A 25,489-nucleotide genomic window follows, 5' to 3' on the forward strand; every position below is an offset into this window, starting at 1 on the left:
GAAAGATCAAAAAGATCAAAAGATCGCAGGCTTCGCCAGCTCCTACACAGCCGAGCGGGAGCAAGCTCCCTCGCCACGGGGGCCGCGTTTGGAGATGAACCGTTTTAGCCGGCTGCCCCAAGGCTTTTGGTGGCGAGCCCTATCACGGTGTTTTCAGTAAAAAAATCTCCCTTTTTTGGCGAATTCCGGTATAGTGCGCGCCGGCCTTTAGCCGGGCCGCGTCAAGGTAGCGCAATTCCCCGAAGCCAGCTTCGGTTGCATGTCCGCACAACGGATGCTTCCGCGACGTTCTTTTTCATTCATTCGTTTTCGCAAATCCCCGCCGACAAAGCTGCCAGGGCGACTCTTGAGTCTCAACACGGCATGCGCAGCTTTGGAGCATGGGTCTTTGCGGATGCACTTAGAGGCAGACCCATGACCCAGGAAATCGGCGGCTTCGCCGCTCTTGAACTTCATCCCAATATTGTCGCTGCAGTAGTCGCTACCGGCTATGAAGAGCCTTCGGCCATTCAGCAGCAGTCGATCCCGATCATTCTCGCCGGTCACGATATGATTGGTCAGGCGCAAACCGGTACGGGTAAGACCGCCGCGTTCGCACTGCCGATCCTGCACCGCATTGATCCGTCCAAGCGCGAGCCGCAAGCTCTGATCCTGGCCCCAACTCGTGAGTTGGCGCTACAAGTTGCAACCGCTTTCGAAACCTACGCCAAGCAAATGCCAGGCGTGACTGTTGTGGCTGTCTACGGCGGCGCGCCGATGGGCCCACAGCTGAAAGCAATCCGTAATGGCGCACAGATCGTTGTCGCCACCCCGGGCCGTCTGTGCGACCACCTGCGTCGCGACGAAAAAGTCCTCGCCACTGTGAACCACCTGGTTCTCGACGAAGCGGACGAAATGCTCAAGCTGGGCTTCATGGACGACCTGGAAGTCATCTTCAAGGCCATGCCTGAGACCCGCCAGACGGTCCTGTTCTCGGCCACCTTGCCACAATCGATCCGTGCCATCGCCGAACGCCACCTGCGCGATCCGAAGCACGTGAAGATCCAGAGCAAGACCCAGACCGTCACCGCGATCGAGCAGGCTCACCTGCTGGTTCACGCCGACCAGAAGACCTCTGCCGTCCTGAGCCTGCTGGAAGTCGAAGATTTCGACGCCCTGATCATGTTCGTGCGCACCAAGCAAGCGACCCTGGACCTGGCCAGCGCCTTGGAAGCCAAAGGCTACAAAGCCGCTGCGCTGAACGGTGACATTGCCCAGAACCAGCGTGAGCGCGTCATCGACTCCCTCAAGGATGGCCGCCTGGACATCGTTGTGGCGACCGACGTTGCTGCCCGTGGCCTGGACGTTCCGCGCATCACCCACGTGTTCAACGTGGACATGCCGTACGATCCGGAATCCTACGTTCACCGTATCGGCCGTACTGGCCGCGCCGGTCGCGAAGGTCGCGCGCTGTTGCTGGTTACCCCGCGTGAGCGCCGCATGCTGCAGGTGATCGAGCGCGTGACTGGCCAGAAGGTGGCTGAAGTTCGCCTGCCGGACGCCCAGGCTGTTCTCGATGCGCGCATCAAGAAACTGACCAACAGCCTGTCGCCGCTGGTGGCTGACGCCGAATCGACCCACGGTGATCTGCTCGATCGCCTGACCGCCGACATCGGTTGCACCCCGCGTGCCCTGGCCGCTGCCCTGCTGCGCAAGGCCACCAACGGCCAAGCGCTGAACCTGGCTGCGATCGAGAAGGAACGTCCACTGGTGCCGAACAACGCACCGCGTGGCGACCGTCCTGAGCGCAGTGGCGATCGTCCGGACCGTGGTGATCGCGAGCGTCGTGCACCGATCCCGTTGGCCGAAGGTCGTGCCCGTTGCCGTACCGCGTTGGGCGCTCGTGACGGCATTGCCGCCAAGAACCTGCTCGGCGCGATCCTGAACGAAGGCGGCCTGGCCCGCGAAGCCATCGGTCGCATCCAGGTGCGTGACAGCTTCAGCCTGGTGGAACTGCCGGAAGATGGCCTGGAGAAGTTGCTGACCAAGCTCAAGGACACCCGCGTGGCCGGCAAGCAGCTCAAGCTGCGTCGCTACCGCGAGGATTGATCGACCTGCGGGTTGATTGATCGAGCATGAAAAATCCCCGACTGGTTCGGGGATTTTTTTTGCCGTGCGCCCAGCATGGGCGCAATCTTGTGGGTGAAAGTCCCACCGTGAGCTGACCACAGCGAACGAAGTGAAGCGCAACTGCATGAGGGCGACCGAGTGTGGGGAGGAAGCGTGAATCGAAACCGCGAGCCGATGAACAAGAACTGGATATAAGGCGATGCTGACCAGGGCGAGCGAGCTGCAAATCGCGAAGCTCTTGTGGTCAAAGGGCGGCAGCGTAAATTCGGCGGTTGTGCGGGGAAGGATTGCGTTCTTACCTGGGGAGATCTCGCCTTGTGCCTGAAAGGGCGACGGTGAAAAAAAACCGGAGCGAGAAGTCAGCAGAGGCCGTAGTAGTCTTTTTTGACGAAGGGCCGAACGAGAGAAAGCGTTATAGGCCATGTTGATGCGAGAAACCGGAAGTCAGAAGCCTGCCAAACGCGGGGCGGATGTGAGGACGCGAGCGGTGAAGCCGTGAGAAGCCCCATCAGCGACGAGGTCAATTGCCCGCAAAATGAAACCGACAACGCAGGGCAAGGGCTGCTGGAACGGGCCTTTGCGAGAGCAAACCTGAAACGAGCCTGGAAACGAGTCAGGGCTAACAAAGGGGCGGCAGGAGTCGACGGTTTGGACATTGAACAGACCGCGAAACTTTTGCAGACCCGATGGCCTGTGATCTGTGAACAGCTTCTCTCAGGCGTCTACCGGCCCAGTCCGGTACGACGCGCGGTCATCCCCAAGCCTGACGGCGGCGAACGCGAGTTGGGCATTCCAACGGTCACCGACCGGTTGATCCAACAAGCATTGCTGCAAGTCCTGCAGCCACTGCTCGATCCAACCTTCAGTGAACACAGCTACGGTTTTCGTCCGGGGCGCAGTGCGCAGGACGCCATTTTGGCGGCTCAGCGACATGTGTCTTCGGGACGCAAAGTGGTAGTGGATGTTGATTTGGAGAAGTTCTTCGACCGGGTCGACCACGACATTTTGATTGATCGTTTATGCAAGCGGATTGCGGATCGGGCGGCTATCCGGCTGATTCGGGCGTATCTGGATGCGGGAACGCAGATCAATGGAGTAGTCGAGAAAAGCCGCTGCGGGGCGCCGCAAGGCGGTCCGCTGTCGCCGCTGTTGGCGAATGTGCTGCTGGACGAAGTGGATCGAGAGCTTGAACGTCGGGGCCATTGTTTCGTGCGTTATGCCGATGATGCGAATGTGTACGTTCGCAGCAAGAAGGCTGGGCAGCGAGTGATGGTCCTGCTGAAGCGTCTGTATGAAAAACTGCACTTGAGTGTCAACGAGAGCAAGAGTGCGGTGGCGAGTGCATTTGGTCGCAAGTTTCTGGGCTATGCCTTTTGGGCGTCACCCAAAGGCGTCAAGAGAGCGGTGTCGGTCAAGGCGCGCAAGCAGTTCAAGCAGCGAATACGCGTGCTCACCCGTCGCTCAGGGGGACGCAGCATGGGGCAGGTTGTCGAAAACTTACGTCCTTATCTCTTGGGCTGGAAAGCTTATTTTGGGTTATCGCAAACACCGAAGGTCTGGCGAGAGCTGGACGAATGGATACGACACCGACTGCGAGCGATCCAGCTTAAGCAATGGAGGCGTGGACCGACGATCTATCGCGAACTGCGGGCTCTGGGGGCCAGTGCTCAAACCGCACGGAAAGTGGCGGCTAACTCATGTAGTTGGTGGCGTAACAGCCGCTTTGAGCTTAATCGAGTGCTGGATGTGGCCTGGTTCGACAGGCTGGGTCTGGTGCGACTCTCATAACCTCAATCTCTCGAACCGCCCGGTGCGGACCCGCATGCCGGGTGGTGTGGCAGGGGAGCGGCCTGTGAAAAGGCCGACCCCTATGCCGATTGTCATTCAAGGGTTACATGATGGCGTTGGGGGAGGCCATTCGCGAGCAGGCTCGCTCCCATATTGGATTTCCGCACTCACAAATCCCCTGTGGGAGCGAGCCTGCTCGCGAATGGAGCGATTCGGTCCCTCAGTCGAACCGATAGATGTCCATCCCCAGCGTCCCCATGGTGAACCCCGCGTGGGCAACGCTGAAGGTCCCGCCAGCACCCCGGGCGAAATACAGTGGCAACAAATGCTCGTCGCTGGGATGGCTGCGCACGGCATTGGGCGCCTGGCGGCGATAATCGTGCAGCGCCACCTCGTCGTTCGAAGCCAGTTGGGTGACTATCCAATCGCGAAACGCCTTGGCCCAGGGTTCGACGGTTTCAGGGCCGGCGTTCCAATCCAGGTCCCGCAGGTTATGCGTAATGCTTCCGGAACCGATCACCAGCACGCCTTGTTCCCGCAGGCTCGCCAATGCGCGGCCGACTTGCGTTTGCAGTGTCGGGCCTTGATGGCTGGGCAAGGAGACCTGCACCACGGGAATGTCGGCCTCCGGATACATCAACGACAGCGGCACCCAGACCCCATGGTCGGAAGGGCGTCCCGTGTCGAGGCGTGCTGGCAGATGCGCGGCATTGAGCAGCTCGGCGACCTGTCCTGCCAGCTGGGGTTCGCCTGGCGCGGGATATTGCACCTTGTACAGGTCGGGTGGGAAACCACCGAAGTCATGCCAGGTGCGCGGTCGCGGGTTGGCGCTGACCAGCAGTTCGTCGCTCTCCCAATGAGCCGAGACAATGACGATCGCCTTTGGCCTGGGCAATTGCGCGGCCAGGCGAGCCAACGCCGGGCCGCTTTCGCCGGGCTCCAGGGCGAGCATCGGTGAGCCATGGGAAATAAACAGGCTGGGCAGCATGGACGGGCTCCTGAGCGTTAAGATGTGCCATCTTCTGTCAGGTCAATGATCAAAATCTAATATAAGTTTTAGCCTGTTTTGATCGAATTTATGGAGCGGACCCATGGACCCCGAGTTTTGGCACAAGCGTTGGTCAACCAACCAGATCGGCTTTCATCTGCCGGAGGTGAACCCTTATCTCCAGCGTTTCTGGCCCCAATTGGGATTGCCCGAGGAAACTCGAGTGTTGGTGCCCTTGTGCGGCAAGAGTCTGGATCTGCTGTGGTTGGCGCAACAAGGTTTTTCCGTACTGGGAATCGAGTTGTCAGAGAAAGCCGTCACTGATTTTTTCCAGGAGCATCAGCTTGAGCCGAACGTGAGTGAGGAGGGCGCTTTCAAGATATTTCGTGCCGGTGCCATCGAAATCCGCTGCGGTGATTTTTTTGCGCTGACGCCTTTGGACGTGGCCGATTGCGCGACGTTGTATGACCGTGCTGCATTGATCGCCTTGCCTGCGCCGATGCGCGAGCGGTACGTGGCGCATTTGCTGAAAATATTGCCAGACTGCGTCGGGCTGTTGATTACCCTCGATTACAACCAGGACGAAATGCCAGGGCCGCCGTTTTCCGTTGGGCATGAAGAAGTGCAGCGGTTGCTGGGTGGCGCTTGGCGCCTGGAGGTTTTGCAGGAGCAGGATGTGCTTGGGGAGAGCTGGAAATTCTTGCAGGCGGGGGTGAAGCGGTTGGACGAGCGGGTGTATCTGATTTCCAGGCGTTGATGTGTAGTGTTTGTGCCAGGCGAGGTTGCAGATGAATTGGAAACCCAAAAAAAGCCCGCATTGCTGCGGGCTTTCCTTTTGGGGCTCTAGCGATCAACCACGGCGACGCAGCGCGTCAATTCGCTCTTCCAGCGGCGGGTGGCTCATGAACATGCGCGCCAAGCCCTGCTTGATGCCACCGTTGATACCAAAGGCGTTCAAGGTGTCGGGCATGTGCACCGGCAGGCCTTGTTCTGCGCGCAGGCGCTGCAAGGCGCCGATCATCGCGCTGGTGCCCGCCAGGCGTGCACCGGCGTCGTCGGCGCGGAACTCGCGTTTGCGCGAGAACCACATGACGATGGCGCTGGCGAGGATGCCCAAGACCAGTTCGGCGAAAATGGTCGCCACGTAGTAGGCGATGCCCTGGCCTTCTTCGTTCTTGAAGATCACCTTGTCGACGAAATTGCCGATGATGCGGGCAAAGAACATCACGAAGGTGTTCACCACGCCCTGGATCAGTGCCAGCGTAACCATGTCGCCGTTGGCAACGTGGCCAATCTCGTGGGCCAGCACGGCCTTGACTTCATCCGGCGAGAAGCGTTCGAGCAGGCCCTGGCTGACGGCGACCAGTGCGTCGTTCTTGTTCCAGCCGGTGGCGAAGGCGTTCGCCTCGTAGGCCGGGAAGATCCCGACTTCGGGCATTTTGATCCCGGCTTCACGAGACAACTGCTCGACGGTCTGCAGCAGCCATTGTTCGTGGCGAGTGCGCGGCTGGCTGATGATCTGGGTGCTGGTGCTCATCTTCGCCATCCACTTGGAGATGAACAGCGAGAACAGCGAACCGGCGAAACCGAACACCGCACAGAAGATCAGCAGCTGATTGAGGTTGAGATCAACCCCGTTGGCCGCCATGAACCCGTTGAAGCCAAAAAGGCTCAGGGTGATGCTGGCAATCAGCACGACCGCCAGGTTAGTGGCCAAAAACAGCAGGATGCGCATCATGGTGGTAGCAATCTCCTCATGCTAAAGATGTAGCGTTATGCGGGGTATATAAGGTGCTGCCGCGGGCTATTCAACTCGCCTACTATTTCAAACTGTGTCCTACAACCGTCCTAAATGTTTGAAAGACTTTTCTGAAAGTGACTCTGGAAATGAGATTCGGCATCCGCGTCCCGCGAACGTTGAGTGGCGTCGACCATCCGCTCTTGAATCCCAGTGTAGAAGGCCTGGTGGCGCTGATAGAACGGATGTGTTGCTGAATCAGACAGCGTGCGAGGTGAGGGGCCTCGCACGCTGTCTGGATCATTGGCGGTAGGACTTGAGGAAATTGCCGATGCGGCCAATGGCCTGGTCCAGGTCATCGACCCGCGGCAAGGTCACGACACGGAAATGGTCCGGCCATGGCCAGTTGAATGCCGTGCCCTGGACGACCAGCAGTTTTTCCGAGAGCAGCAGGTCCAGGACGAATTTTTCGTCGTTGTGGATCGGGCAGACTTTCGGGTCGATCCGTGGGAAGGCATACAAGGCGCCCATTGGCTTGACACAGCTGACGCCAGGAATGTCGTTGAGCAGTTCCCAGGTACGATTGCGTTGTTCCAGCAGCCGCCCCTGGGGCAGGACCAGGTCGTTGATGCTCTGGTAGCCGCCCAGTGCGGTCTGGATAGCGTGCTGGCTCGGTACGTTGGCGCACAGACGCATGTTGGCCAGCATGTCGATGCCTTCGATGTAGCTTTGGGCATGATGCTTGGGCCCGGAGATGGCGATCCAGCCGGAGCGGAAACCCGCCACCCGGTAGGATTTGGACAAGCCATTGAAGGTCAGGCACAGCAAGTCCGGCGCCAGGGAGGCGGTGCAGACGTGCACGGCGTCGTCATAGAGGATCTTGTCGTAGATCTCGTCGGAAAACACCACCAGGTTGTGCTGGCGCGCCAGTTCCAGCATGCCCAGCAGCACTTCCCGGGAATAGACGGCGCCGGTCGGGTTGTTCGGGTTGATGATCACCAGGGCCTTCGTGTTCGGGGTGATCTTGGCCTTGATGTCCGCCAGGTCAGGGAACCAGTTGGCCTGCTCGTCGCACAGGTAATGCACCGGGTTGCCGCCGGACAGGCTCACGGCGGCGGTCCACAGCGGATAGTCCGGTGCCGGCACCAGCACTTCGTCGCCGTTGTTGAGCAAGGCCTGCATGGACATGACGATCAGCTCGGACACACCGTTGCCCAGGTAGATGTCTTCGATACCGATGCCTTCTACCTGCTTTTGCTGGTAGTACTGCATCACGGCCTTGCGCGCGCTGAACAGGCCTTTGGAGTCGCTGTAGCCCTGGGCGGTCGGCAGGTTGCGGATGACGTCCTGGAGGATTTCATCGGGCGCTTCGAAACCAAAGGGCGCCGGGTTGCCGATGTTCAGCTTGAGGATACGGTGGCCTTCCTCTTCCAGGCGCTTGGCGTGCTTGAGCACCGGGCCGCGAATGTCGTAGCAGACGTTGGCGAGCTTGTTCGATTTGCTGACCTGCATGGCGATGTGTTCCCGAAAATGAACGATCCAGGCGGCATATGAACTACCGTACTGGGGATCCTGCGTCTGTGCCCGGGCCGGACGCGGTAGATGCGCCACAATCCATTTGAATGCGCATGACGTGACTGCCAGACTGGCGCCTGACGAGGCGCAATCATACGTGCCGCCCGATCCGCGGAAAAGCGTCGGAACGGGCTTTTTCAATTGCCGAGGTAGGACGATGGAAAAGTTGCAGAAAACCCTTGAAGAATGGCGTGACATGCTCGACCCGGAGCAATACAACGTCTGCCGGCTCAAAGGCACCGAGCGACCGTTCTCCGGGAAATACAACGCGACCAAGACCGACGGTGTGTACCACTGCATCTGCTGCAACGAGCCGCTGTTCGATTCGACGACCAAATTCGATTCGGGCTGTGGCTGGCCGAGTTTCTACGCGCCGATCGAAGGCAGCGCGGTGGTGGAGGTGCGGGATGTGAGCCATGGCATGATCCGCACCGAGGTGGTCTGTGCCAAATGCGATGCGCACTTGGGGCATGTCTTCCCGGATGGCCCGCCGCCGACCGGGCTGCGTTACTGCATCAACTCGGTGTGCCTGGATCTCGTGCCACGCGAGTAAAATTCTGCGCGGTCCTGTGGCGAGGGAGCTTGCTCCCGCTGGGCGGCGCAGCCGCCCCAAAACCGATTTGCCGGAGTTTGCCAGATAGACCGCGTCCGCCGGGGTTACGACGGCTGCGCCGTCGAGCGGGAGCAAGCTCCCTCGCCACAAAAGCCTCTCGACACGTCGGTGTGTCCCGATAATTAAATTGCACACAATTTAATTGCTCGCTATCTTTACCCCTCCAACTTCTCCAGGAGCCGCCCCATGACCGACACTCTGCTGAGCATCCCGTGCACAACCATCAAGGGCGAGCAAAAGACCCTTGCCGATTTCGCCGGCAAGGCCGTGCTGGTGGTCAATACCGCCAGCCAATGCGGCTTTACCCCGCAATACAAGGGGCTCGAGGCGTTGTGGCAGTCTTATAAGGATCGGGGGCTGGTGGTACTGGGCTTTCCCTGCAACCAATTTGGCAAGCAGGAGCCGGGCAATGAGGGGGCGATTTCCGAGTTTTGCGAACTCAACTTCGGCGTGAGCTTTCCATTGTTCAAGAAAATCGAGGTCAACGGTGCCAATGCCCATCCGCTGTTCGTCCAGCTCAAGCAGCGGGCGCCTGGCGTGCTGGGGTCCAAAGGCATCAAGTGGAATTTCACCAAGTTCCTGATTGGCAAGGATGGCCAGGTGGTCAAGCGCTTCGCCCCGACCACCAAGCCCCAGGACCTCACTGCCGAGATCGAAGCCCTGCTCAAATGAACGATCTGTCAGTCGATTCGCTGAAGCTCGACAGCCAGCTGTGCTTCAAGCTGTATGCCGCGTCGCGGGCGGTGATTCGCGGCTACAAGCCGATGCTGGATCAGCTCGGCCTGACCTACCCGCAGTATCTGGCAATGCTGGTGCTGTGGGAATGGCAGGAAAGCGCTCCGGAACAACCCACGGTCAAGGCACTGGGGGAGCGTCTGCTGCTTGATTCCGGCACGCTGACGCCGTTGCTCAAGCGTCTGGAGCAACTGGAGTTGGTCCAGCGCCAGCGTTCAGCCCGTGATGAGCGCGAGGTCCATTTGAGCTTGTCGGACAGCGGAAAGGCCTTGCGCGGGCAGGTCGGCCCGCTCAAGGCCCGTCTGCTCTGCGACAGCGGCATCGACCTGGATCGCATAGGTGACCTGCGAGACAGCCTGGATCATTTGTTGGCCCAGATCAAAGCGCTGACGTAGTCGGCACCCACTGATCCAACAATGCCGCGAGCTCTTCGCGTCGGAACGGCTTGGACAGGTAATCGCTCATGCCGGCGGCGCGGCAGCGCTCGCGTTCCTCGGGCATCGCATTGGCGGTCAGGGCGACAATTGGCAGGTTTAGCCAGCGCCCGCTGCGACGAATCTGCCGGCTGGCTTCATAACCGTCCATGACCGGCATGTTGCAGTCCATCAACACCAGATCGAAATCCTGCTGTTCGAGCTGGTCAAGGGCCTCGATGCCGTGGGCCGCGACGACGACCTCGCAGCCCAGTTTCACCAGCATGCCCTTGGCCACCAACTGGTTGACGGGGTTGTCTTCCACCAACAGCACTCGCCCGCGGCGCGAAGGCGCCAGCGCCTCGATCTGCGCGTCGTTGATGGTGGTCGCCTCGCTTTGCAGGGCGCGCCGCAAGATCTGATAAAGCGCATGGCGCGCCAGCGGCCGGGCTTGTTGCAGCAAGGGGGCGAGGGCGGCCGCCTCTTCGCTGGGCATGAAGCTGCCGTAGGCGGTCACCAGCAGGATCGGCGCCGCGAAAGTTGGTCGCAGATTGAACAGGCATTCCGGGCAATCGGTGATCAGGATGTCGGGCTTGAGCCCCAGCAGCCCGTCGTCCACGGAACGTTGTACATAGTCCAATCCCCAGCCGGGCACCAGCATCCCCAACAATTCGGCCAATCCGCTATTGGCGGTAGTAATGGCGACGACATTGCCACGCAAGGGCTCGATGGGGGCGGCGGGCGTGTGACAAGGCAGTGGCAGGTCTGCGCAGAATTGGCTGCCGAAGCCAGCCTCGGAGCTGATCGTCAACCGGCCTTGCATGGCTTCGCAGAGGTTGTAGGTCAGTGCCAGCCCGAGCCCGGTGCCGCCGAACTGGCGCGTGATGCCGGCGCCAGCCTGGGTGAACGGCTGGAGGATCCGGGCCTGGGCCTCCAGGGGTATGCCGATGCCCGTGTCGCAGACCTCGATCCGCACGCCGCCTTCGTGTTGGCTCAAGCGCACGTCGACCCGGCCGAAGCGGGTGAACTTCAAGGCGTTGGACAGCAGGTTGCTGACGATCTGGCGAACGCGGGTCGGATCGCCCAATACCTGGGCGGGGAACTGCGGTTCGATCAGGCATGCCAGTTCGACGCTCGGCGCGGCATTTTGGGAAAGCAGGTTGGCGGTGTCCTCGATCAGCGAGCCGAGGTCGAACGGTATGCGTTCAAGTTCCAGTTGGCCGGCGTCGAACTTGGACAGGTCGAGGATATCGTTGAGCAGCTCCACCAGTACCTTGCCCGAGTCGTGGGCAATTGAGAGCTGTTGCTGTTGTTCGGCTGTCAATGGACCGTCCAGGGACAACGCGATCATCCCCAGCAGTCCGTTGAGTGGCGTTCGGATTTCATGGCTCATGTTGGCCAGGAACGCGGAGCGGGCTTCGGCCATGTCCAGGGCGGTACGCCGGGCAACTTCCAGTTCGTCGTTGGACTGGCTGAGGCGGGCATTGATGGCCTTGAGTTCGGCGGTGCGCGCTGAAACGATGTTTTCCAGCTGCGCAAGATAGTCGGTGAGGCGATTTTCAGCCGTGCGCCGTTGCTGTATTTCGGTCGAGATGTTTTCAAACTGCTGGTTGGCAACCGACACCAGCACACCGATTTCGTCGTATTGGTGGCCGGTAGGGCATTCCAGGGGGCTTTGCTCGCTGCTGCTCGGGTCGCGGCTGCTCAGCTCGCGGATGACCCGTACCAGCGGCTTGGTCAGCATGACGTAAAACAAGGCGAGCAGCAGGCCGGTCAGGATCAGGCTGCGGGCGAAACCGTTGAGCAGGGTGACCTCGGCCCGACGCAGGAAGCGACTGCCGAAGGAATACGTATCGACATCCAGTCGCAAGATACCCAGGGACTCATCAGGCAAGTGATTCAAATAGAGTCGGTCTTCGAACTGGCGCTGGGCGCCGAAAAGAAAGTCGCTGATAAACCGGTAGTTGCTTTGCAGTTCAGGACGCTTGACGCTCGCCAGCACCGTATTGTTGTTATCGATCAGTTCGGCGCCGATGATGGCCGGTGAACGCAACAGGCCCAGGGCCAGTTCCTGGGCGAGTTCGGCGTCAATGTTGTAGGCGATGCGCGATGCCGGGTTGTGGCTGATTTCCAGCAGGGACAGGATTTCACGGTTGATCGACGCGTCTTCGCTGGCATAATCGATGCCGATTTGCACCAGGCTTAACAACGTGCCCAGCACGAAACCCACCAGGACGGTCAGTCGGGCCTGCTTGTACGACAGCCGTTGGGTGAACCTGATGTCCATGGAATGGTGAACCACTTACGTTTCCCTTCGCCGGTCAAGCATAGCTGATCATCTCTGAATACCGGTGCGACCGGTGTGTAGTGTGTGAAACAGACCCGCCATCGGCTTCGTCGTTTCGTCGTTTCGTCGCTGTAGCGTCATCATTACCGTGAACCTGTCCGAGGAGAAGACGTGGACGCTCGATTAATTGCTTTTCTTGACCGCGCCGATGCGGTGCTGGCGCGCATAGAACCCTTCTTGCCGGCGCCAAGGCCCGCCATCGACTGGACGCAGACCCTGGCCGCGCGCTGGCAACGTGACGGGCGCAGCGGTTTCCTGCTGCCGCTTGAAGTCAGTCTCGACATGCGCCTGTCGGACCTGATTGGCGTGGATCGCCAGGTTGAACAGTTGGGCCGCAATACCCGGCAGTTCATCGACGGCATGCCAGCCAACCATGCGCTGCTCTGGGGATCGCGCGGCACGGGCAAGTCCTCCCTGGTGCGGGCGTTGTTGGCCGAGCACGCCGGGCATGGCCTGCGGCTGATCGAGATCGAGCGTGATCACCTGGCCGATCTGCCCCGGGTGGTCGAGCAGGTCGCCCAGCTGCCCCAGCGCTTCGTGGTGTTCTGCGACGATCTGTCGTTCGAATCCGGTGAAGGCGACTATCGCGTGCTCAAGAGCGTATTGGACGGTTCCCTCGAACAGGCGCCGGATAACGTGCTGCTGTATGCGACTTCCAACCGGCGTCACCTGGTGCCTGAAAAGGAAAGCGACAACGAGAACTGGAAGCGGGTCGACGGCGAGCTTCACCCCAGCGAGGCTGTCGAAGACAAGATCGCCTTGTCCGACCGTTTCGGCTTGTGGTTGTCGTTCTATCCCTTCACCCAAGAGCATTTCCTCGACGTGGTAGAGCACTGGATCGGCACACTCGCCGCCAAGGCCGGGCTGGCCTGGCAACGTGACGAAGCGCTGGACATAGAAGCGGTCCGCTGGGCGACGGGGCGCGGCAACCGCAATGGACGGTGCGCCTATCAATTTGCCCGTTATTGGGTAGGCCTCAAGCTTCTGGAGCACAACGCATGATCGATTTGACGAACACCGGCGCAGGCCTCGAAGGCTACGGACTGCTGTCGGCGCAGCTGCAATCGTTGCTGGCGGATGAGCGCGATTTCATCGCCAACGCGGCGCAGTTCTCGGCGTTCCTGTTCAATCAGCTGGACGACCTGAACTGGGCCGGTTTTTACCTTAATCGCAACGAAGAACTGGTGCTGGGCCCGTTCCAGGGGCAGATTGCCTGTGTACGGATTCCCTTCGGTCGCGGCGTGTGTGGTGCCGCCGCCGCGACGCTCCAGACCCAGCGCGTCGAAGATGTCCACGCCTTCCCCGGGCACATCGCCTGCGACAGCGCCTCGAACAGCGAGTTGGTCGTGCCGCTGGTCAAGGACGGGCGCCTGATCGGCGTGCTGGACCTGGACAGTCCGAAACTGGCGCGTTTTACCGAGCATGACCAGGCCGGCATCGAGCAATTGGCGGCGATATTCCTGCGTTTGACCGAGTGCTGATCACGCGTTCAATCCCGCCTTGGCCAACAGGCGGCCCGGATCGATTTCATCGATCTGGCGCGGGTCAAGATATTCCTCGGCATAGCGCAAGTAGATCCGCTCGTCGATGAACAGCTTGAAGAGCTCGCAATCGATATGGGCGTCACGGCACATGGTGGCCATGATGCCCAGGGCCTCGCTCAGTTTCTTGGCTTTCTTATACGGTCGGTCCGCCGCTGTGAGGGCTTCGAAGATGTCGGCGATTGCCATCATTCGCGCCGGCAGGCTCATCTGTTCGCGCTTGAGTCGCTTGGGATAACCGGTGCCGTCCATTTTCTCGTGATGACCGCCGGCGATCTCCGCGACGTTTTCCAAGTGGCTGGGAAAGGGCAACTGGCTGAGCATCAGGATGGTCTGGACCATGTGGTGATTGATCACGTAGCGCTCTTCGCGGGTCAGCGTGCCGCGCGTGACGCAGAGGTTGTAGAGTTCGCCGCGGTTGTATTTCCAGGTGGGCACGTCGAGCTGGAAGCCCCACGGATTGTCCGCCGGAATCAGCTCGGCCTCATGCCGCTCGAACAGGTGCTCGGGTTTGTCCGCCAGCAATGATTCGGTGACGGGCAGCGTCGGTTTGGGCACGCGTGCCTGGCGGCGGTTTTCCTCCCAGGAGACGCCCAGGCGATCATCCAGGGTGCGGGTCCAGGTGCGCTGGGCGATATGTTGCAGACGTTGCAGGTCATCGTCGGCCATGGCTTCGGAGCCCAGGTTGCAACGTGCGACGAAGGCGAAGTCATCATCCAGGGCGGCCAATGCCGCATCGCGTTGCCGCGCCAGGGATGACGCTTCGCCACCGCTTGCCAGCGCCTGCCAGTAATCGATCCAGGCATCGCGCTTGAGGACTTCGAAGCGGGTACGGACCTCATGGATGCGGTCGTTCAAGGTTTCCAGCTTGGTGGCTTTGTCCACCACGTACTCAGGTGTAGTGACCTTGCCACAGTCGTGCAGCCAGGCCGCTATGTGCAGCGCCTCCCATTCGTCTTGCGTCGGTCGATACCCTTCGAACGCAGGCGCCTGGCTGGCGGCTGCCGCTTGGGCGAGCATCAGCGTCAGCGCGGGCACTCGCTGGCAATGGCCGCCGGTGTAAGGGCTCTTCGCATCGATCGCGCCGGCGAGCAGTTGAATGAACGAGTCCAGCAGTTGCTTCTGCCTGGCTTGCAAGCGCTGGCTTTCGATGCTCACCGTCGCGGCGCCGGACACGGCCTGCAAGAATGCGATGCGGTCTGGCTGGAGTTTTTCCAGGTCGGCGTCGGTGCCGCTGTCGCCGATCAACAGCACCAGCACGCCGACGGTTTCCTGATGACGGTTGCGCAGGTGAATGCCGATCAGGTGGACGCGTGGTGCGTCCATCGCCAGCAGGACACCGCGCAGATCGCCGGCCTGTTCGAAGCCGAGGGAGCACACCAGTGTTTCCGCGACGGCCAATCGTTGAAACCAATGCGGGCCGCTCGGAGCATTCAGCGTATAGCTTTGCAGTTCGAGCGTTTGCAGGTCCCGAGGGGTTCCGTCGATGACCAGTCCATACGGCTTGACCTGCTCGCCATCGCTTTCGCGCAGATAGATCAGCCCGGCCTGGGCCTGGCCGATCTTCACGGTCTCGAAGAGCACCCTTTCCAAAAGCGGGGCGAAGCGGGTTTCGGCACGCAGGCTGGCGGTGATCTCGAAAAAGCTCGCCAGGGTCTCTTTCATGCGGGCCATGGAAACGCCCAATTGATCGACCTCCAGCACCGGGGAGCGGCGGGACGCCGGGTAATCGAAGTCGAAGCTGCGAATCGCATCGGCCTCCTGCACCAGGGACCGTAACGGCTTGACCAGGATCCTGGAGGTCAGCCAGCCCAAGGGCAGGCACAGCAGCAAGGTGGCGAGGGTAATCAGGGCGCCTTGCCAGCGCATGCGATAGGCATCGGCCAATAACTCGTCTTCCGGCACCAACAACGCCAGTTCCAGGCCTTGTGGCCCGCCTTCCTGCATGTGGCTGCGGGAAACGATCCATTGGCGACCCGCCGACTCCAGGCGCGGCGTGTCGCTGTTTTCATCGAGCGCGGCGGCAATCGCCGGGTTCAGGTCTCGGGCCTTGATCAGCCGTGATGATTCGGTATCAACGATCAGTCGGCCGCTGTCTGGGTAGCCCACCGCGTTGCCTTGGGGGTCGAGCAGGACGATCTCGGTGCCAGGGGTGACCTTGTGCTTGGCCAGCGTCTGGGACAGGGCGGCCAGGGTCAGGTCGGCACCGATGACCGCACGCTCGCCGCTGCGGCGGGCGAGGGTCGTGCCGATGTTCCGGGTGGAAAAGAACACATAGGGCTCGGTTGTAATCTGCTCCGCCGTTTCCATGGCGCTGCGAAACCAGCCCCGGCCGCGTGGATCAAAGGTTTCGTCAGGATTGTCTTGTTGGCCGACGAGCGTCAGGGCCTGGTCATAGAACAGCGATCGGGAGTGAACCTGGCCATCGCTCGTACGTTCCACGGTCCAGACCTGATACGTCGCGTCGGCCGGGGCCTCGAGGGCGGTTCTCAAGGTCCCGGTGCGTAATGGCCGAACCATCAGAAAGTCGCCATTGCGATCGCCCAGGTACAGCGACGCCAGGTTCGGGTTGTCCCGCAGCGCCCGGCTGAAAGGTGCGAGCAAGGCCAATCGTTCCGCCATCCGGGGCTCGCGGGTTGCCGGATAATCAGCCAGCAGGCCCAACAGATGACGGATCGGTTCGTAGGTGTCGTACAGGTCCACGCGCACATCCTGTTCGACGCGATTGAACAGTTTTTCGCTGCTGGACAGGATGATCTGGGTGGTTTGCTGGTAATTGAATACACCCAACACCACGCCCGTCAGGAGCAAGAGCAGCGTGAACATCACGCTGATATGGACGTGCAGGGGAAACCGGCGTTTTTCCGGACGCGGTGCGCTGGGCATTTCCGTCACTCCAAGTGTTCGGGGGGATCGCCCCCGCTACGCACTGCTGAGCGAACAGCATAGTAAACACTGGATTATTCTGCCTTGACGATCTCCGTTTGCAGGGCCTGCCCCAGTTCTGTCATCGCCTGTTCGAGGGCCTGGGCATGCCCTTCGATTCGCCCTGGCGCTTGATGACAGGCTAGCTCCAATGCCTCGCAGAGTTGAACCAACGCGGTCGCCTGTACGATGCGGGCGACGCCTTTGATTTTATGGGCTGTCTCGGCCAATGCTCGCCTGTCTCCGTTTTCAGCGGCGTCAAGCAACTCCTGCCGGTCCGAACGGTTGCTGCTGAGCAGTTCCGCCAGCAGGCGTCGCGTCGCCACGGGGTTGCCTCCGGTCAGGGCGCGCAGGCATTGCGCGTTGAATGCAGGGGGACGCTTGGCGGGTTTGATCTGGTTCATCCATTGATTCAGCGCGCTCAGACTGATCGGCTTGAACAGGCAATCGTTCATGCCGGCATCCTTGCAACGCTGTCTTTCCTCGGGTTGTGCGTTGGCCGTGAATCCCAGGATGGTGCAGGGCGATAGTTGCTGTTCCGTCTCGCGCAGACGGATCGCCCTGGCGAGTTCGTAGCCGCTCATGATGGGCATGTTGCAATCAGCGATCACCAGGTCGAAATCCCCGTCCAGCCAGGCCTTGAGCCCTTGCTCGCCGTCGTGGCTGAGGTGGTGGCGATGACCCAGGTATTCCAATTGCTGGGACATCAGCAGGCGATTCGCCGGATGATCGTCCACGACCAGGACGCTCAATGCACAGGCGGCGGTTTCGACCGTGGGCTCGGGGTCAGGGTGCGCCGGGGCTCCCGGCAGGGCGGTCAATTGCAAGGAGACCCGGACCTGCGTGCCAACGCCTGGCTGGCTGTCCATCCGCAGATCGCCTCCCATCATCCGACAGAGGTGGCGGCTGATCACCAGGCCCAGGCCCGCGCCGTTGCGCGCCATCCGGTTGCTGTTATCGGCCTGGGCAAACGGCTCGAACAGCCGCCCCAGGTCCGCCGGGCTGATACCGATGCCGCTGTCGCTGACCTCCAGTTGCATGTGCAGCGTTTCTTCGTGGACGGTTGGCGACAGCTTCACGCTCACCTTGACCTCACCTTGCTCGGTGAATTTCAGGGCGTTGCTGATCAGGTTCGAGATGACCTGCTTGAATCGCAATGGGTCGATGTGCACGTTCGGATTGCCTTCGGCAGGCTCGAAGTGCAATGACAACGCCAGGTTCTTCTGCCGGGCCAATCCTGCGAACACGCGAATGACCGACTGCAACAGGGCTCTCAGGTCGACACGTTCGGGCGCCAGGCTCAGATGGCCTGATTCGATACGGGCGATGTCGAGGATATCGCCGATCAGCTCCAGCATGCCGGAGGCCGATTCGTACGCGACCTCTATGGTCGAGCGGTCCACATGGCCTTTGTCGGCGTGCTTGAGGGCGAGCTCGAGCATGCCGATCACGGCGTTCATCGGCGTGCGGATCTCATGGCTCATGGTCGCCAGGAAGGTACTTTTGGCTCGGTTGGCATTCTCGGCCTGCTCCTTGGCGGCACGCAATTCGTCGAACAACTCTCGCCGTTCGCTGATATCGATCCAGCCGCCGATGATGCCTTGTACTTGGGCGGCCGAATTACGATAGGGCAGGATCCAGTGGTAGATCGTGAGCTTCCGGTCGCCGATGTGCAGCGGCCGATCAACGATCAGCGGGATGCCTTCGGTCATCACCCGTTGATAGTCCGCCTGATACTCCTGCGCCTCGAAGGCATTGCTCATGGCACCGGGCATGACATTCTTGCCGATGACGTCCTCGCGTCTCGCATTGAACGTTTCAAGGTAGCTGTCATTGCAGCTTTGCAGAAAACCCTTGCGGTCCCGTACATAGATCGGATGGGGCGTGCCGTTGAGCAGGGCATGCATGAATTCGAGCTGGTCATTGAGCGCCAGCTCCGCCTGCTGACGTTGCCTGATCTGGCGCTGCATGTAGGCATTCCAGGCCAGGGAGAGCAGGAGCAACAGGCCAGCGCCCGCGGCGACCTGCAGGAATACGCGGTTATAGGTGCGCCAGGCCACCTCCGACGCCGGGACGTAGCCACGCCAACGGTTATTAATGACGCCCAGCTCGTCCGGGTCGATGCTGGTCAAGGCTTTGTCGAGGATGGAACTGAGCTCCGTGGCATTCTTTCCGGTGGCCAGGGAGAACATTGCCTGCTGGGTGCCCACGGTGCTACTGATTTGCAAGGTGTCGCGCAAGGTATGGGAGGACATGAAGTAATTGGCCATGACCAGGGAATTCACGCTGCCATCCGCTTGCCCTTGGGCGAGCAACTGGACGGCGTGCAGCGAGTCGACGGTTTCGATTATTTGCAGGCCCGGGTACTGGCTGCGTAGCCAATCGATGACGGGGTTGCCTTTGGCGATCGCCAGGCGCTTGCCCGCGAACTGGTCCAGTGTCGCCGGGGTGTCGGACTGCTTGCGCGTCAACAGGACGAAGGAGCTGTCCATGTAGGGACGGCTGAATCTCAGCAGTTGTTGCCGTTCGCGGCTGGGCGAGAGCGCGGCAATGACGTCAGCCTGGCCGTTCAGGACTGCGGCGATCATGCCGTCGTCTGTCCCGTGGCGCTGGACGTCCAGGCGCAGGCCGGTACGCAGCCTGACCAGTTCCAGCAAGTCGGCGCTGATGCCGCGAAAATCGCCGTCCGGATCGAAAAAGGTAAACGGGGCGAACGTTTCGTTCACTGCCACTCGAATCCTGGGGTGCTGGGCCAGCCAGCGTTGTTCGCGGTCGGTCAGTTGTATCTTGTGATCCGTGAGGTACAGATCGCTGCCGGCACTCCAGCGCTTGGAAATGGCCGCTTGTTCAGCGAGGGGGGTCTGGTTGAGCGTGGCGTTGATGATGTCCAGCAATCGGGTGTCGTCGTGTCGCAGCGCGAAGGCGAACCCGGACGACTCATGTTTGGCGAAGCTGGCCATGCGGATGTTGCCCAAGTACCCCTTGTTGATCATGTAATGGGTGGAAATGGTGTCGCCGAGAAATACATCGGCCTGCCCGAAGGCAACTGCATTGATGGCGTTCTGGTACGAGGGGTAGGCGGTGATAGACGCTTTGGGGTACAGCTTTTCGATTTCGTGCAGGGGCAGGTAGTGATAGACCATGCTCAACCGCAGCCCTTCGAGATCGTCGGTCAGGGGCCGGTTTTCACTCGTCCGGGTGACCAGGACCGGTTGATCCACGGCATAGGGAGTCGACAGGACGATGCCGGTGGTTCGGGCTTCGAAACCGTTGGCACTGCCGAGCAGGTCGATTTGCCCCTGCTTGAGCGCTGTAATGGCCGCCTCGCGGGAGGCGAAGCGCAGGACTTTCATTGGCAGGCCGGTCGCCTTGGCGATGAGGCCCGCATAATCGGCGGTCATGCCTTCATAATCGCGCCCGCTGGTGGAAAGGTCGAAGGGCGGGTAATCCGGCGCGGAAGTTCCGAGGACCAATTCTTGACGACCTTGCAGCCAGGCTCGTTGGGTCTCATCGAGACGGATTTCGATAGGATCCGTCGTCGCACGACTCAATAGCGCGTAGCGCTGGGGCATATTCGGCGTCGCCATGAGCATCTGCGCATATAACCCTGCGCCTAACAGCAGAAGATAGTTGCTTATGCGTTTGAACATCCGATGGGTTCTCACACCAGCGAGTTTCGCTTTGCCATTTCTATCAGGTCTACCAACGACTTAACTTTAAGTTTCTGCATGAGCCGTTTTTTATAGGTGCTGACTGTTTTATTGCTCAGGAACATGCCCTTGGCTATTTCCTTGTTGGTGCGGCCTTGGGCAAAAAGTTGCAGAACCATCAACTCGCGGTCATTGACACTCTTGAAAAGGTCCAGCTCGATACTGCGGGGATCGTCATGAGCGAGGGGCGTCAGCGCCTGGCTGGGAAAATAGTTGTAGCCGGACAGTACGGCTTTTATTGCGCTGACGAGTTCGCTGAGATCTTCCTGTTTGCAAACGTAGCCGGAGGCGCCGGATTGCATGCAGCGAATGCCAAAGAGCGCTGGGGATTGAGCCGTCAGCACTAATGTCTTGAGCGGCGTGGTCATGGCATTGAAGCGTGAAAGAATCTCCAATCCGTCGAGTTTGGGAATGCTGATATCCAGGATGACCAAGTCGGGCATGCACTCGCGCACCATTTGCATCGCATCGACGCCGTTGTCAGTTTCCCCTACGACTTTAAAACCTTCATGCTCCAGCAGCATTCGAACGGCGAGACGGATGACCGGATGATCGTCGACAATGAAAACGGAGTTCATGAATAAAGTCCCCTGCAAGCTTAAATAAAGCGCGCACCTTAGCCCAGTTAAGACCAGCTCGTACGAGGAGACGGGCTACGCGCGATCAATTTCAGAACTTTCCTACAAAAAAAGGCGCGAGATACCACGATGTACTTAGCCAATTAGTAGGTGGGTAGCGTGGGAAGGGGATGTTTATCTTCGAGTCTGTGTATGTATCTTCAAGTTATGAAACTAAGCAGGGCTGCAGTTTTCAGCTATTTCCAGCCACTCGCCGGCGTTTTCCAAGCCATTGGAAAATGTTTATTGAAAAAGCAGTTAGACCACCGATTGCGGGAACGCGGCCGCTCGCTCCCGCAGGATTCCGGTCGTTGGCCGGGTCAGTTCATTGGCGGGTGCGCCCCGTCATTTCCTGGGCCATTTCGCTGGCGTAGCTGTCGGTCATGCCGGCGATGAAATCAATCATCCGCAGGAAAGCGCCATGCAGCGGCCCGTCAGGATCGGGGGCGTTGTTGCCCAGCAAATCGAGGATCCGGCGATTCTTGAATGAGGGCGTTCGGCCACCGTGTTGTTCCAGGGCAGCGCCGCAAAAACCGTTGAGCAGGATTTCCAGCGTGGTGTAGGCACCGATCTCGTTGAGCGTCTTGCGCTTGTCCTGGAATATTTTCTTGCGGGCCATGTCCTTGGCATTCAACACGCAGCGCTTGGCCGGCCCGTGCATATGCTCCACGAGGTCGCCCTGCAGTGTGCCGGCAAGCAGCGCATCCTGTTGTTCGACGAACGCACGGGCGGCGGCGTTGGTCAGGTGTTCGATGGCCTTGCCGCGCAAGATGGCCAGCTTTCGCCGCCTGGAATCCAATGGTCCAAGCTGGCGATAGGTTTCCGGCAGATCGTCTCCGACCAGGTCCAGCAGCAGCGATTCCACCTGCGAATATTCCAGCAGGTCCATTTCCACGCCGTCTTCCAGGTCGATCAGCGCGTAACAGATGTCATCGGCGGCCTCCATCAGGTAGACCAGCGGATGCCTGGCCCAGCGCTGATCCTCGATCTGCGGCAGGCCAAGTTTGTGGGCGATTTGCTCCAGAAGCGGCAATTCGCTCTGATAGCAGCCGAATTTGTGCTTCTTGTAGCCCAGTGAGTCGGCGTGACGGGCTGTCCAAGGGTATTTCAGGTAAGTGCCCAAGGTTGCATAGGTGAGCCGGGTGCCACCGTCGAACTGATGATATTCAAGCTGGGTGAGAACCCGGAATCCCTGGGCGTTGCCTTCGAAATTCAGGAAGTCGTTACGCTCGGCCTCGCTCATCGCATCAAGCCAGCCACGCCCTGCGGCCTGTTGGAACCAATAGCGGATGGCGTCCTCGCCGGAATGGCCGAACGGCGGGTTGCCGATATCGTGGGCCAGGCAGGCCGATTGCACGACCATGCCCAGGTCGCTGGGTTCACACCAGTCTGGCAGGGCGCTGCGGATGGTCTCTCCGACGCGCATGCCGAGCGACCGACCGACGCAGCTGACCTCCAGCGAATGGGTCAGGCGCGTATGGATATGGTCGTTGCTGGACACCGGGTGCACCTGGGTCTTGCGCCCAAGGCGACGGAATGCACCGGAGAAGATAATGCGGTCATGGTCTTTGTGAAATGGACTGCGGCCCAGTTCTTCCGGACTGTGCAGCGTTTTTCCCAGGCGTTCGCGAGTCAGCAGGGTGTGCCAATCCAAGGCCGGTTGCTCCGTTTGTTGAGTCGATGCCCTAGCTTCCCGGTTCGCGCGGAGTCCTGCAAGGCCTGAGGGCTGCGATCAGTTGTGCCAGGGTGTTGCGTTGACAGTCGAATCGGGCCGTTCGATGAGAAGGGCCCGTCGAGCAGCATCAGGGTTTACGCGTACTCTTGGCCAGCTTGATCAGCGGAAGCAGCGTCGTTGCCAGCCGGATCAGGCGCGACAAGCCCCCGGTACGGCCGCGTCGGGTTCGCTTGCCGCCGAGGAAACCCAGCAAAGTGACTGCGGCAACGCCCCAAAGCGAGGCATGCTTGAGCCCGAAGCCCTCATGCCAACTTTGCGTAAACCCCCGCACCCGTTGCAGCGGGTGCAGGAGTTGCCGCGTTTCCTGGCGAATCTCCTGGCGGTGCATCTCCATGCGCAAACGCACCAGCGCCTTGCGCATCTCCTGCCGGGTACGGGCTTGGGGAATATCGGGCAGGCTCATGGCAACAGGCGCTCCCGGTCATTGGCCAATTCTTCGAGAGTGGCGTGGAAAGGTGAGGATTCGTCGTAGATCGCTGCCTTGAGCCGAAGCCCGCAGAACAATGCCGCCAGCAGGTAAAACAGGCAAAGGCCAATGATCCCCGCCAGGCGGTAGGTGTCCCACACCAGAATCAGCACGAGCGCCGACAGGCCAACCAGCAGCAGCAAGGCAAAAACCAGCGCCAGGCCGGCAAATAGCAACAGGCTGACGGTACGGGCCTTCTGTTCCTGCAATTCGATGCCGAACAATTCGACGTGGCTGTGCAGCAAGCCGAGGAACGCCGCGCCCAGGCGTCGTGCGGTAGGTCTTGTGCCCGTTTCGGGCGAGCCGGATTCGTCGATACCCATCATTAGCGCCGTGTCGCCAGCAATCCGATCAAAAAGCCAACGCCTGCGGCAATACCAACCGATTGCCAGGGATTGGCCTGTACATATTCTTCGGTGGCGATCACGGCGGCCTGGCCGCGCTCGCGCACGGACTCTTCGGTCAGCTTGAGCGTCTCGCGGGCGCGCAGCAGGGTCTCGTGGATCTGGCTGCGGAGTTCGTCAGCCTGGTCGCCCGCCAGCGTCGCGGTGTGATCCAGCAGTCGCTCGGTATCGCTGACCAGCGTCTGAAAGTCTTCCATCAGCGTTTCTTGAGCAGTCTTTGCCTGGGTTCTGGCCATGGGTGGATCTCCGTAGGTGGCGTCTGAAGCGTTCGAGTATGAGCCATGCAGGAAGGTTCAGTGAAACTGACTGGTACAACTTTTGCTCGGCTTTTTGCCATGTACTGGTGCGTGAGCTCGCGCCAGTGCGCTGAAGCTGGGCGAGCGCCCTAAAACCTTGATCCAGAAAATCAAAAAACGCAAAGCACGACGAAGCAGGGCATCGGTTCGCCCATTGTCATGCACCAAAGCGGTTCGACCGCCTTCGACAGGCTGGCGGATTGTTTTAATTTGGTGCGCTAATGGCGCGAAATGAACCGCTTCGGTGCTTTTTCAACTTTTTCAGGTCTGCCAATCACCATGGAAAATATGCAAAGCGCCGTGGACAGTCTGGTCCATAGTTCCAACACGCTGTTCATCCTGCTCGGTGCTGTCATGGTCTTGGCCATGCATGCCGGGTTTGCGTTCCTGGAAGTCGGGACGGTCCGGCAAAAAAACCAGGTCAACGCGCTATCAAAGATCCTCAGTGATTTTGCTGTCTCGACCCTGGCCTATTTTTTCATCGGTTATTGGGTTTCCTACGGCGTGACATTTGTGCAACCGGCGGCGACCCTTGCCGCGGACCACGGCTATGGCCTGGTGAAGTTTTTCTTCTTGCTGACATTTGCCGCTGCGATCCCGGCCATTATTTCCGGCGGAATAGCCGAGCGCGCTCGATTCGCGCCGCAACTGTGCGCCACGGTGTTGATCGTGGCGTTTGTCTATCCCTTTTTCGAAGGCGTGGCCTGGAACGGTAATTTCGGCTTGCAAGCTTGGCTGCAGAGCCATTTTGGTGCCGGTTTCCACGATTTTGCCGGTTCCGTGGTGGTCCACGCCATGGGTGGCTGGCTGGCGTTGGCCGCTGTTCTTCTGCTCGGACCGCGTAACGGGCGTTACCGGGACGGGCGCTTGGTGGCATTCGCCCCGTCGAGCATTCCATTCCTGGCGTTGGGGTCGTGGATCCTGATCGTCGGCTGGTTCGGCTTCAACGTGATGAGCGCCCAGACCTTGCCCGGTGTGAGCGGGTTGGTGGCGGTCAATTCCTTGATGGCGATGGTGGGCGGGACCGTGGCGGCGTTGATTGTCGGGCGCAACGACCCAGGCTTCCTGCACAACGGGCCGTTGGCTGGCTTGGTGGCGGTTTGCGCGGGCTCCGACCTGATGCATCCGATTGGAGCGCTGGCGACCGGCGCGATTGCCGGCGCTCTGTTCGTGTGGTGTTTCACAGCGGCCCAGGGCAAATGGAAAATCGATGACGTACTGGGTGTCTGGCCGTTGCATGGGCTGTGCGGTGTCTGGGGCGGTATCGCCTGCGGGATCTTTGGCCAGCAGGCCTTGGGCGGCTTGGGCGGGGTGAGCCTGGCCAGCCAACTGATCGGTACGGCACTAGGCGTGGGGATTGCGCTGATCGGCGGGTTCGCGGTGTACGGGGCGATCAAGGCGTTGTTGGGGCTGCGTCTGACCCAGGAAGAAGAGTATTACGGCGCCGACCTGTCGATCCATAAGATCGGCGCGGTCAACCTGGACTGAT

Annotated in this window: 20 protein-coding genes; 9 read left to right on the forward strand and 11 right to left on the reverse strand. The window is 60.3% G+C overall.

Annotation, left to right across the window (positions count from 1 at the left end; translation table 11 throughout):
• Positions 1-414: 414 nt before the first annotated feature.
• Together M8Q45_RS05730 and ltrA are read left to right on the forward strand one after the other, a co-directional pair.
• Complete coding sequence (locus M8Q45_RS05730) at positions 415-2,088, forward strand: DEAD/DEAH box helicase (RefSeq protein ID WP_030141884.1); 1,674 nt, start codon at positions 415-417, stop codon at positions 2,086-2,088.
• Between the two features lie 516 nt (positions 2,089-2,604).
• On the forward strand, positions 2,605-3,897 hold the full coding sequence (gene ltrA, locus M8Q45_RS05735; RefSeq protein ID WP_249873897.1) for a group II intron reverse transcriptase/maturase: 1,293 nt from the start codon (positions 2,605-2,607) through the stop codon (positions 3,895-3,897).
• 220 nt (positions 3,898-4,117) lie between these two features.
• Here the strand turns inward: ltrA and M8Q45_RS05740 are convergent, their stop codons facing one another.
• Positions 4,118-4,885 (reverse strand): DODA-type extradiol aromatic ring-opening family dioxygenase, encoded by a 768-nt coding sequence (locus tag M8Q45_RS05740; protein WP_249873898.1) that lies wholly within the window; start codon positions 4,883-4,885, stop codon positions 4,118-4,120.
• A gap of 103 nt (positions 4,886-4,988) precedes the next feature.
• On the opposite strand from M8Q45_RS05740, the gene M8Q45_RS05745 reads away from it, so the two are divergent.
• Complete coding sequence (locus tag M8Q45_RS05745) at positions 4,989-5,642, forward strand: thiopurine S-methyltransferase (protein WP_249873899.1); 654 nt, start codon at positions 4,989-4,991, stop codon at positions 5,640-5,642.
• Positions 5,643-5,735: 93 nt separating this feature from the next.
• Here M8Q45_RS05745 and htpX read toward each other — a convergent pair whose 3' ends face one another.
• Together htpX and M8Q45_RS05755 are read right to left on the reverse strand one after the other, a co-directional pair.
• Positions 5,736-6,623, reverse strand: coding sequence for a protease HtpX (gene htpX / locus M8Q45_RS05750; protein ID WP_003199411.1), 888 nt, complete (start codon positions 6,621-6,623; stop codon positions 5,736-5,738).
• 300 nt (positions 6,624-6,923) lie between these two features.
• The gene (locus M8Q45_RS05755) at positions 6,924-8,135 is read right to left on the reverse strand and encodes a pyridoxal phosphate-dependent aminotransferase (protein ID WP_018603142.1); all 1,212 of its coding nucleotides are present in this window, start codon (positions 8,133-8,135) and stop codon (positions 6,924-6,926) included.
• Between the two features lie 220 nt (positions 8,136-8,355).
• On the opposite strand from M8Q45_RS05755, the gene msrB reads away from it, so the two are divergent.
• The 3 genes from msrB (at position 8,356) to M8Q45_RS05770 (ending at position 9,941) form a co-directional block, all read left to right on the forward strand.
• Positions 8,356-8,751, forward strand: coding sequence for a peptide-methionine (R)-S-oxide reductase MsrB (msrB, locus tag M8Q45_RS05760; protein WP_030141887.1), 396 nt, complete (start codon positions 8,356-8,358; stop codon positions 8,749-8,751).
• 246 nt (positions 8,752-8,997) lie between these two features.
• Positions 8,998-9,483: a glutathione peroxidase gene (locus tag M8Q45_RS05765; protein WP_249873900.1), complete on the forward strand. Its 486-nt coding sequence runs from the start codon at positions 8,998-9,000 to the stop codon at positions 9,481-9,483.
• Positions 9,480-9,941, forward strand: coding sequence for a MarR family winged helix-turn-helix transcriptional regulator (locus M8Q45_RS05770; protein WP_249873901.1), 462 nt, complete (start codon positions 9,480-9,482; stop codon positions 9,939-9,941). The genes M8Q45_RS05765 and M8Q45_RS05770 overlap by 4 nt, the downstream gene beginning before the upstream one ends.
• On the opposite strand, the gene M8Q45_RS05775 is transcribed toward M8Q45_RS05770, so the two are convergent.
• Complete coding sequence (locus M8Q45_RS05775; RefSeq protein WP_249873902.1) at positions 9,925-12,246, reverse strand: hybrid sensor histidine kinase/response regulator; 2,322 nt, start codon at positions 12,244-12,246, stop codon at positions 9,925-9,927. The two genes, M8Q45_RS05770 and M8Q45_RS05775, sit on opposite strands and share 17 nt — an antisense overlap.
• 171 nt (positions 12,247-12,417) lie before the next feature.
• Here M8Q45_RS05775 and M8Q45_RS05780 point away from each other — a divergent pair, with 171 nt between their 5' ends.
• Together M8Q45_RS05780 and msrC are read left to right on the forward strand one after the other, a co-directional pair.
• Positions 12,418-13,308, forward strand: coding sequence for an ATP-binding protein (locus M8Q45_RS05780; RefSeq protein WP_249873903.1), 891 nt, complete (start codon positions 12,418-12,420; stop codon positions 13,306-13,308).
• A complete protein-coding gene (msrC, locus tag M8Q45_RS05785; RefSeq protein WP_030141893.1) occupies positions 13,305-13,787 on the forward strand; it encodes a free L-methionine (R)-S-oxide reductase MsrC in 483 nt (160 codons plus the stop codon). Before M8Q45_RS05780 ends, msrC begins: the two co-directional genes overlap by 4 nt.
• Here msrC and M8Q45_RS05790 read toward each other — a convergent pair whose 3' ends face one another.
• The 7 genes from M8Q45_RS05790 to M8Q45_RS05820 all read right to left on the reverse strand — a co-directional run bounded on the left by M8Q45_RS05790 (position 13,788) and on the right by M8Q45_RS05820 (position 23,940).
• Entirely contained in the window at positions 13,788-16,733 is a 2,946-nt protein-coding gene (locus M8Q45_RS05790) for an HD domain-containing phosphohydrolase (protein ID WP_249873904.1), read from the reverse strand. It lies immediately after the preceding gene.
• Between the two features lie 74 nt (positions 16,734-16,807).
• On the reverse strand, positions 16,808-20,422 hold the full coding sequence (locus M8Q45_RS05795) for a transporter substrate-binding domain-containing protein (protein ID WP_249873905.1): 3,615 nt from the start codon (positions 20,420-20,422) through the stop codon (positions 16,808-16,810).
• Between the two features lie 11 nt (positions 20,423-20,433).
• Complete coding sequence (locus M8Q45_RS05800; protein ID WP_249873906.1) at positions 20,434-21,060, reverse strand: response regulator transcription factor; 627 nt, start codon at positions 21,058-21,060, stop codon at positions 20,434-20,436.
• A gap of 364 nt (positions 21,061-21,424) precedes the next feature.
• Positions 21,425-22,753 carry a deoxyguanosinetriphosphate triphosphohydrolase gene (locus tag M8Q45_RS05805; protein ID WP_030141897.1) on the reverse strand — a complete coding sequence of 443 codons (1,329 nt, stop codon included), beginning with the start codon at positions 22,751-22,753 and terminating at the stop codon, positions 21,425-21,427.
• A gap of 148 nt (positions 22,754-22,901) precedes the next feature.
• Positions 22,902-23,237, reverse strand: a complete 336-nt coding sequence (locus M8Q45_RS05810; protein ID WP_249873907.1) for a hypothetical protein — start codon at positions 23,235-23,237, stop codon at positions 22,902-22,904.
• Positions 23,234-23,623, reverse strand: a complete 390-nt coding sequence (locus M8Q45_RS05815; RefSeq protein ID WP_030141899.1) for a phage holin family protein — start codon at positions 23,621-23,623, stop codon at positions 23,234-23,236. Before M8Q45_RS05815 ends, M8Q45_RS05810 begins: the two co-directional genes overlap by 4 nt.
• A gap of 2 nt (positions 23,624-23,625) precedes the next feature.
• Complete coding sequence (locus tag M8Q45_RS05820; RefSeq protein ID WP_030141900.1) at positions 23,626-23,940, reverse strand: ElaB/YgaM/YqjD family protein; 315 nt, start codon at positions 23,938-23,940, stop codon at positions 23,626-23,628.
• 339 nt (positions 23,941-24,279) lie between these two features.
• Between M8Q45_RS05820 and M8Q45_RS05825 the strand changes: the two genes are divergently transcribed.
• Positions 24,280-25,488, forward strand: coding sequence for an ammonium transporter (locus tag M8Q45_RS05825; RefSeq protein ID WP_249873908.1), 1,209 nt, complete (start codon positions 24,280-24,282; stop codon positions 25,486-25,488).
• Position 25,489 lies beyond the last annotated feature (1 nt).

It is taken from the genome of Pseudomonas sp. T1.Ur, assembly GCF_023516725.1.
Taxonomy (GTDB): Bacteria; Pseudomonadota; Gammaproteobacteria; order Pseudomonadales; family Pseudomonadaceae; genus Aquipseudomonas; species Aquipseudomonas alvandae.

What these genes read in the sequence shown, in the direction of transcription:
- M8Q45_RS05765 (WP_249873900.1), top strand. Translation starts at nt 8,998, where the DNA reads ATGACCGACACTCTGCTGAGCATCCCGTGCACAACCATCAAGGGCGAG.
- M8Q45_RS05745 (WP_249873899.1), top strand. Translation starts at nt 4,989, where the DNA reads ATGGACCCCGAGTTTTGGCACAAGCGTTGGTCAACCAACCAGATCGGC.
- M8Q45_RS05740 (WP_249873898.1), bottom strand. Translation starts at nt 4,885, where the DNA reads ATGCTGCCCAGCCTGTTTATTTCCCATGGCTCACCGATGCTCGCCCTG.
- M8Q45_RS05795 (WP_249873905.1), bottom strand. Translation starts at nt 20,422, where the DNA reads ATGTTCAAACGCATAAGCAACTATCTTCTGCTGTTAGGCGCAGGGTTA.
- M8Q45_RS05730 (WP_030141884.1), top strand. Translation starts at nt 415, where the DNA reads ATGACCCAGGAAATCGGCGGCTTCGCCGCTCTTGAACTTCATCCCAAT.
- M8Q45_RS05775 (WP_249873902.1), bottom strand. Translation starts at nt 12,246, where the DNA reads ATGGACATCAGGTTCACCCAACGGCTGTCGTACAAGCAGGCCCGACTG.
- htpX (WP_003199411.1), bottom strand. Translation starts at nt 6,623, where the DNA reads ATGATGCGCATCCTGCTGTTTTTGGCCACTAACCTGGCGGTCGTGCTG.
- M8Q45_RS05770 (WP_249873901.1), top strand. Translation starts at nt 9,480, where the DNA reads ATGAACGATCTGTCAGTCGATTCGCTGAAGCTCGACAGCCAGCTGTGC.
- M8Q45_RS05825 (WP_249873908.1), top strand. Translation starts at nt 24,280, where the DNA reads ATGGAAAATATGCAAAGCGCCGTGGACAGTCTGGTCCATAGTTCCAAC.
- M8Q45_RS05800 (WP_249873906.1), bottom strand. Translation starts at nt 21,060, where the DNA reads ATGAACTCCGTTTTCATTGTCGACGATCATCCGGTCATCCGTCTCGCC.
- M8Q45_RS05790 (WP_249873904.1), bottom strand. Translation starts at nt 16,733, where the DNA reads ATGCCCAGCGCACCGCGTCCGGAAAAACGCCGGTTTCCCCTGCACGTC.
- msrC (WP_030141893.1), top strand. Translation starts at nt 13,305, where the DNA reads ATGATCGATTTGACGAACACCGGCGCAGGCCTCGAAGGCTACGGACTG.
- M8Q45_RS05820 (WP_030141900.1), bottom strand. Translation starts at nt 23,940, where the DNA reads ATGGCCAGAACCCAGGCAAAGACTGCTCAAGAAACGCTGATGGAAGAC.
- M8Q45_RS05815 (WP_030141899.1), bottom strand. Translation starts at nt 23,623, where the DNA reads ATGGGTATCGACGAATCCGGCTCGCCCGAAACGGGCACAAGACCTACC.
- M8Q45_RS05810 (WP_249873907.1), bottom strand. Translation starts at nt 23,237, where the DNA reads ATGAGCCTGCCCGATATTCCCCAAGCCCGTACCCGGCAGGAGATGCGC.
- msrB (WP_030141887.1), top strand. Translation starts at nt 8,356, where the DNA reads ATGGAAAAGTTGCAGAAAACCCTTGAAGAATGGCGTGACATGCTCGAC.
- M8Q45_RS05755 (WP_018603142.1), bottom strand. Translation starts at nt 8,135, where the DNA reads ATGCAGGTCAGCAAATCGAACAAGCTCGCCAACGTCTGCTACGACATT.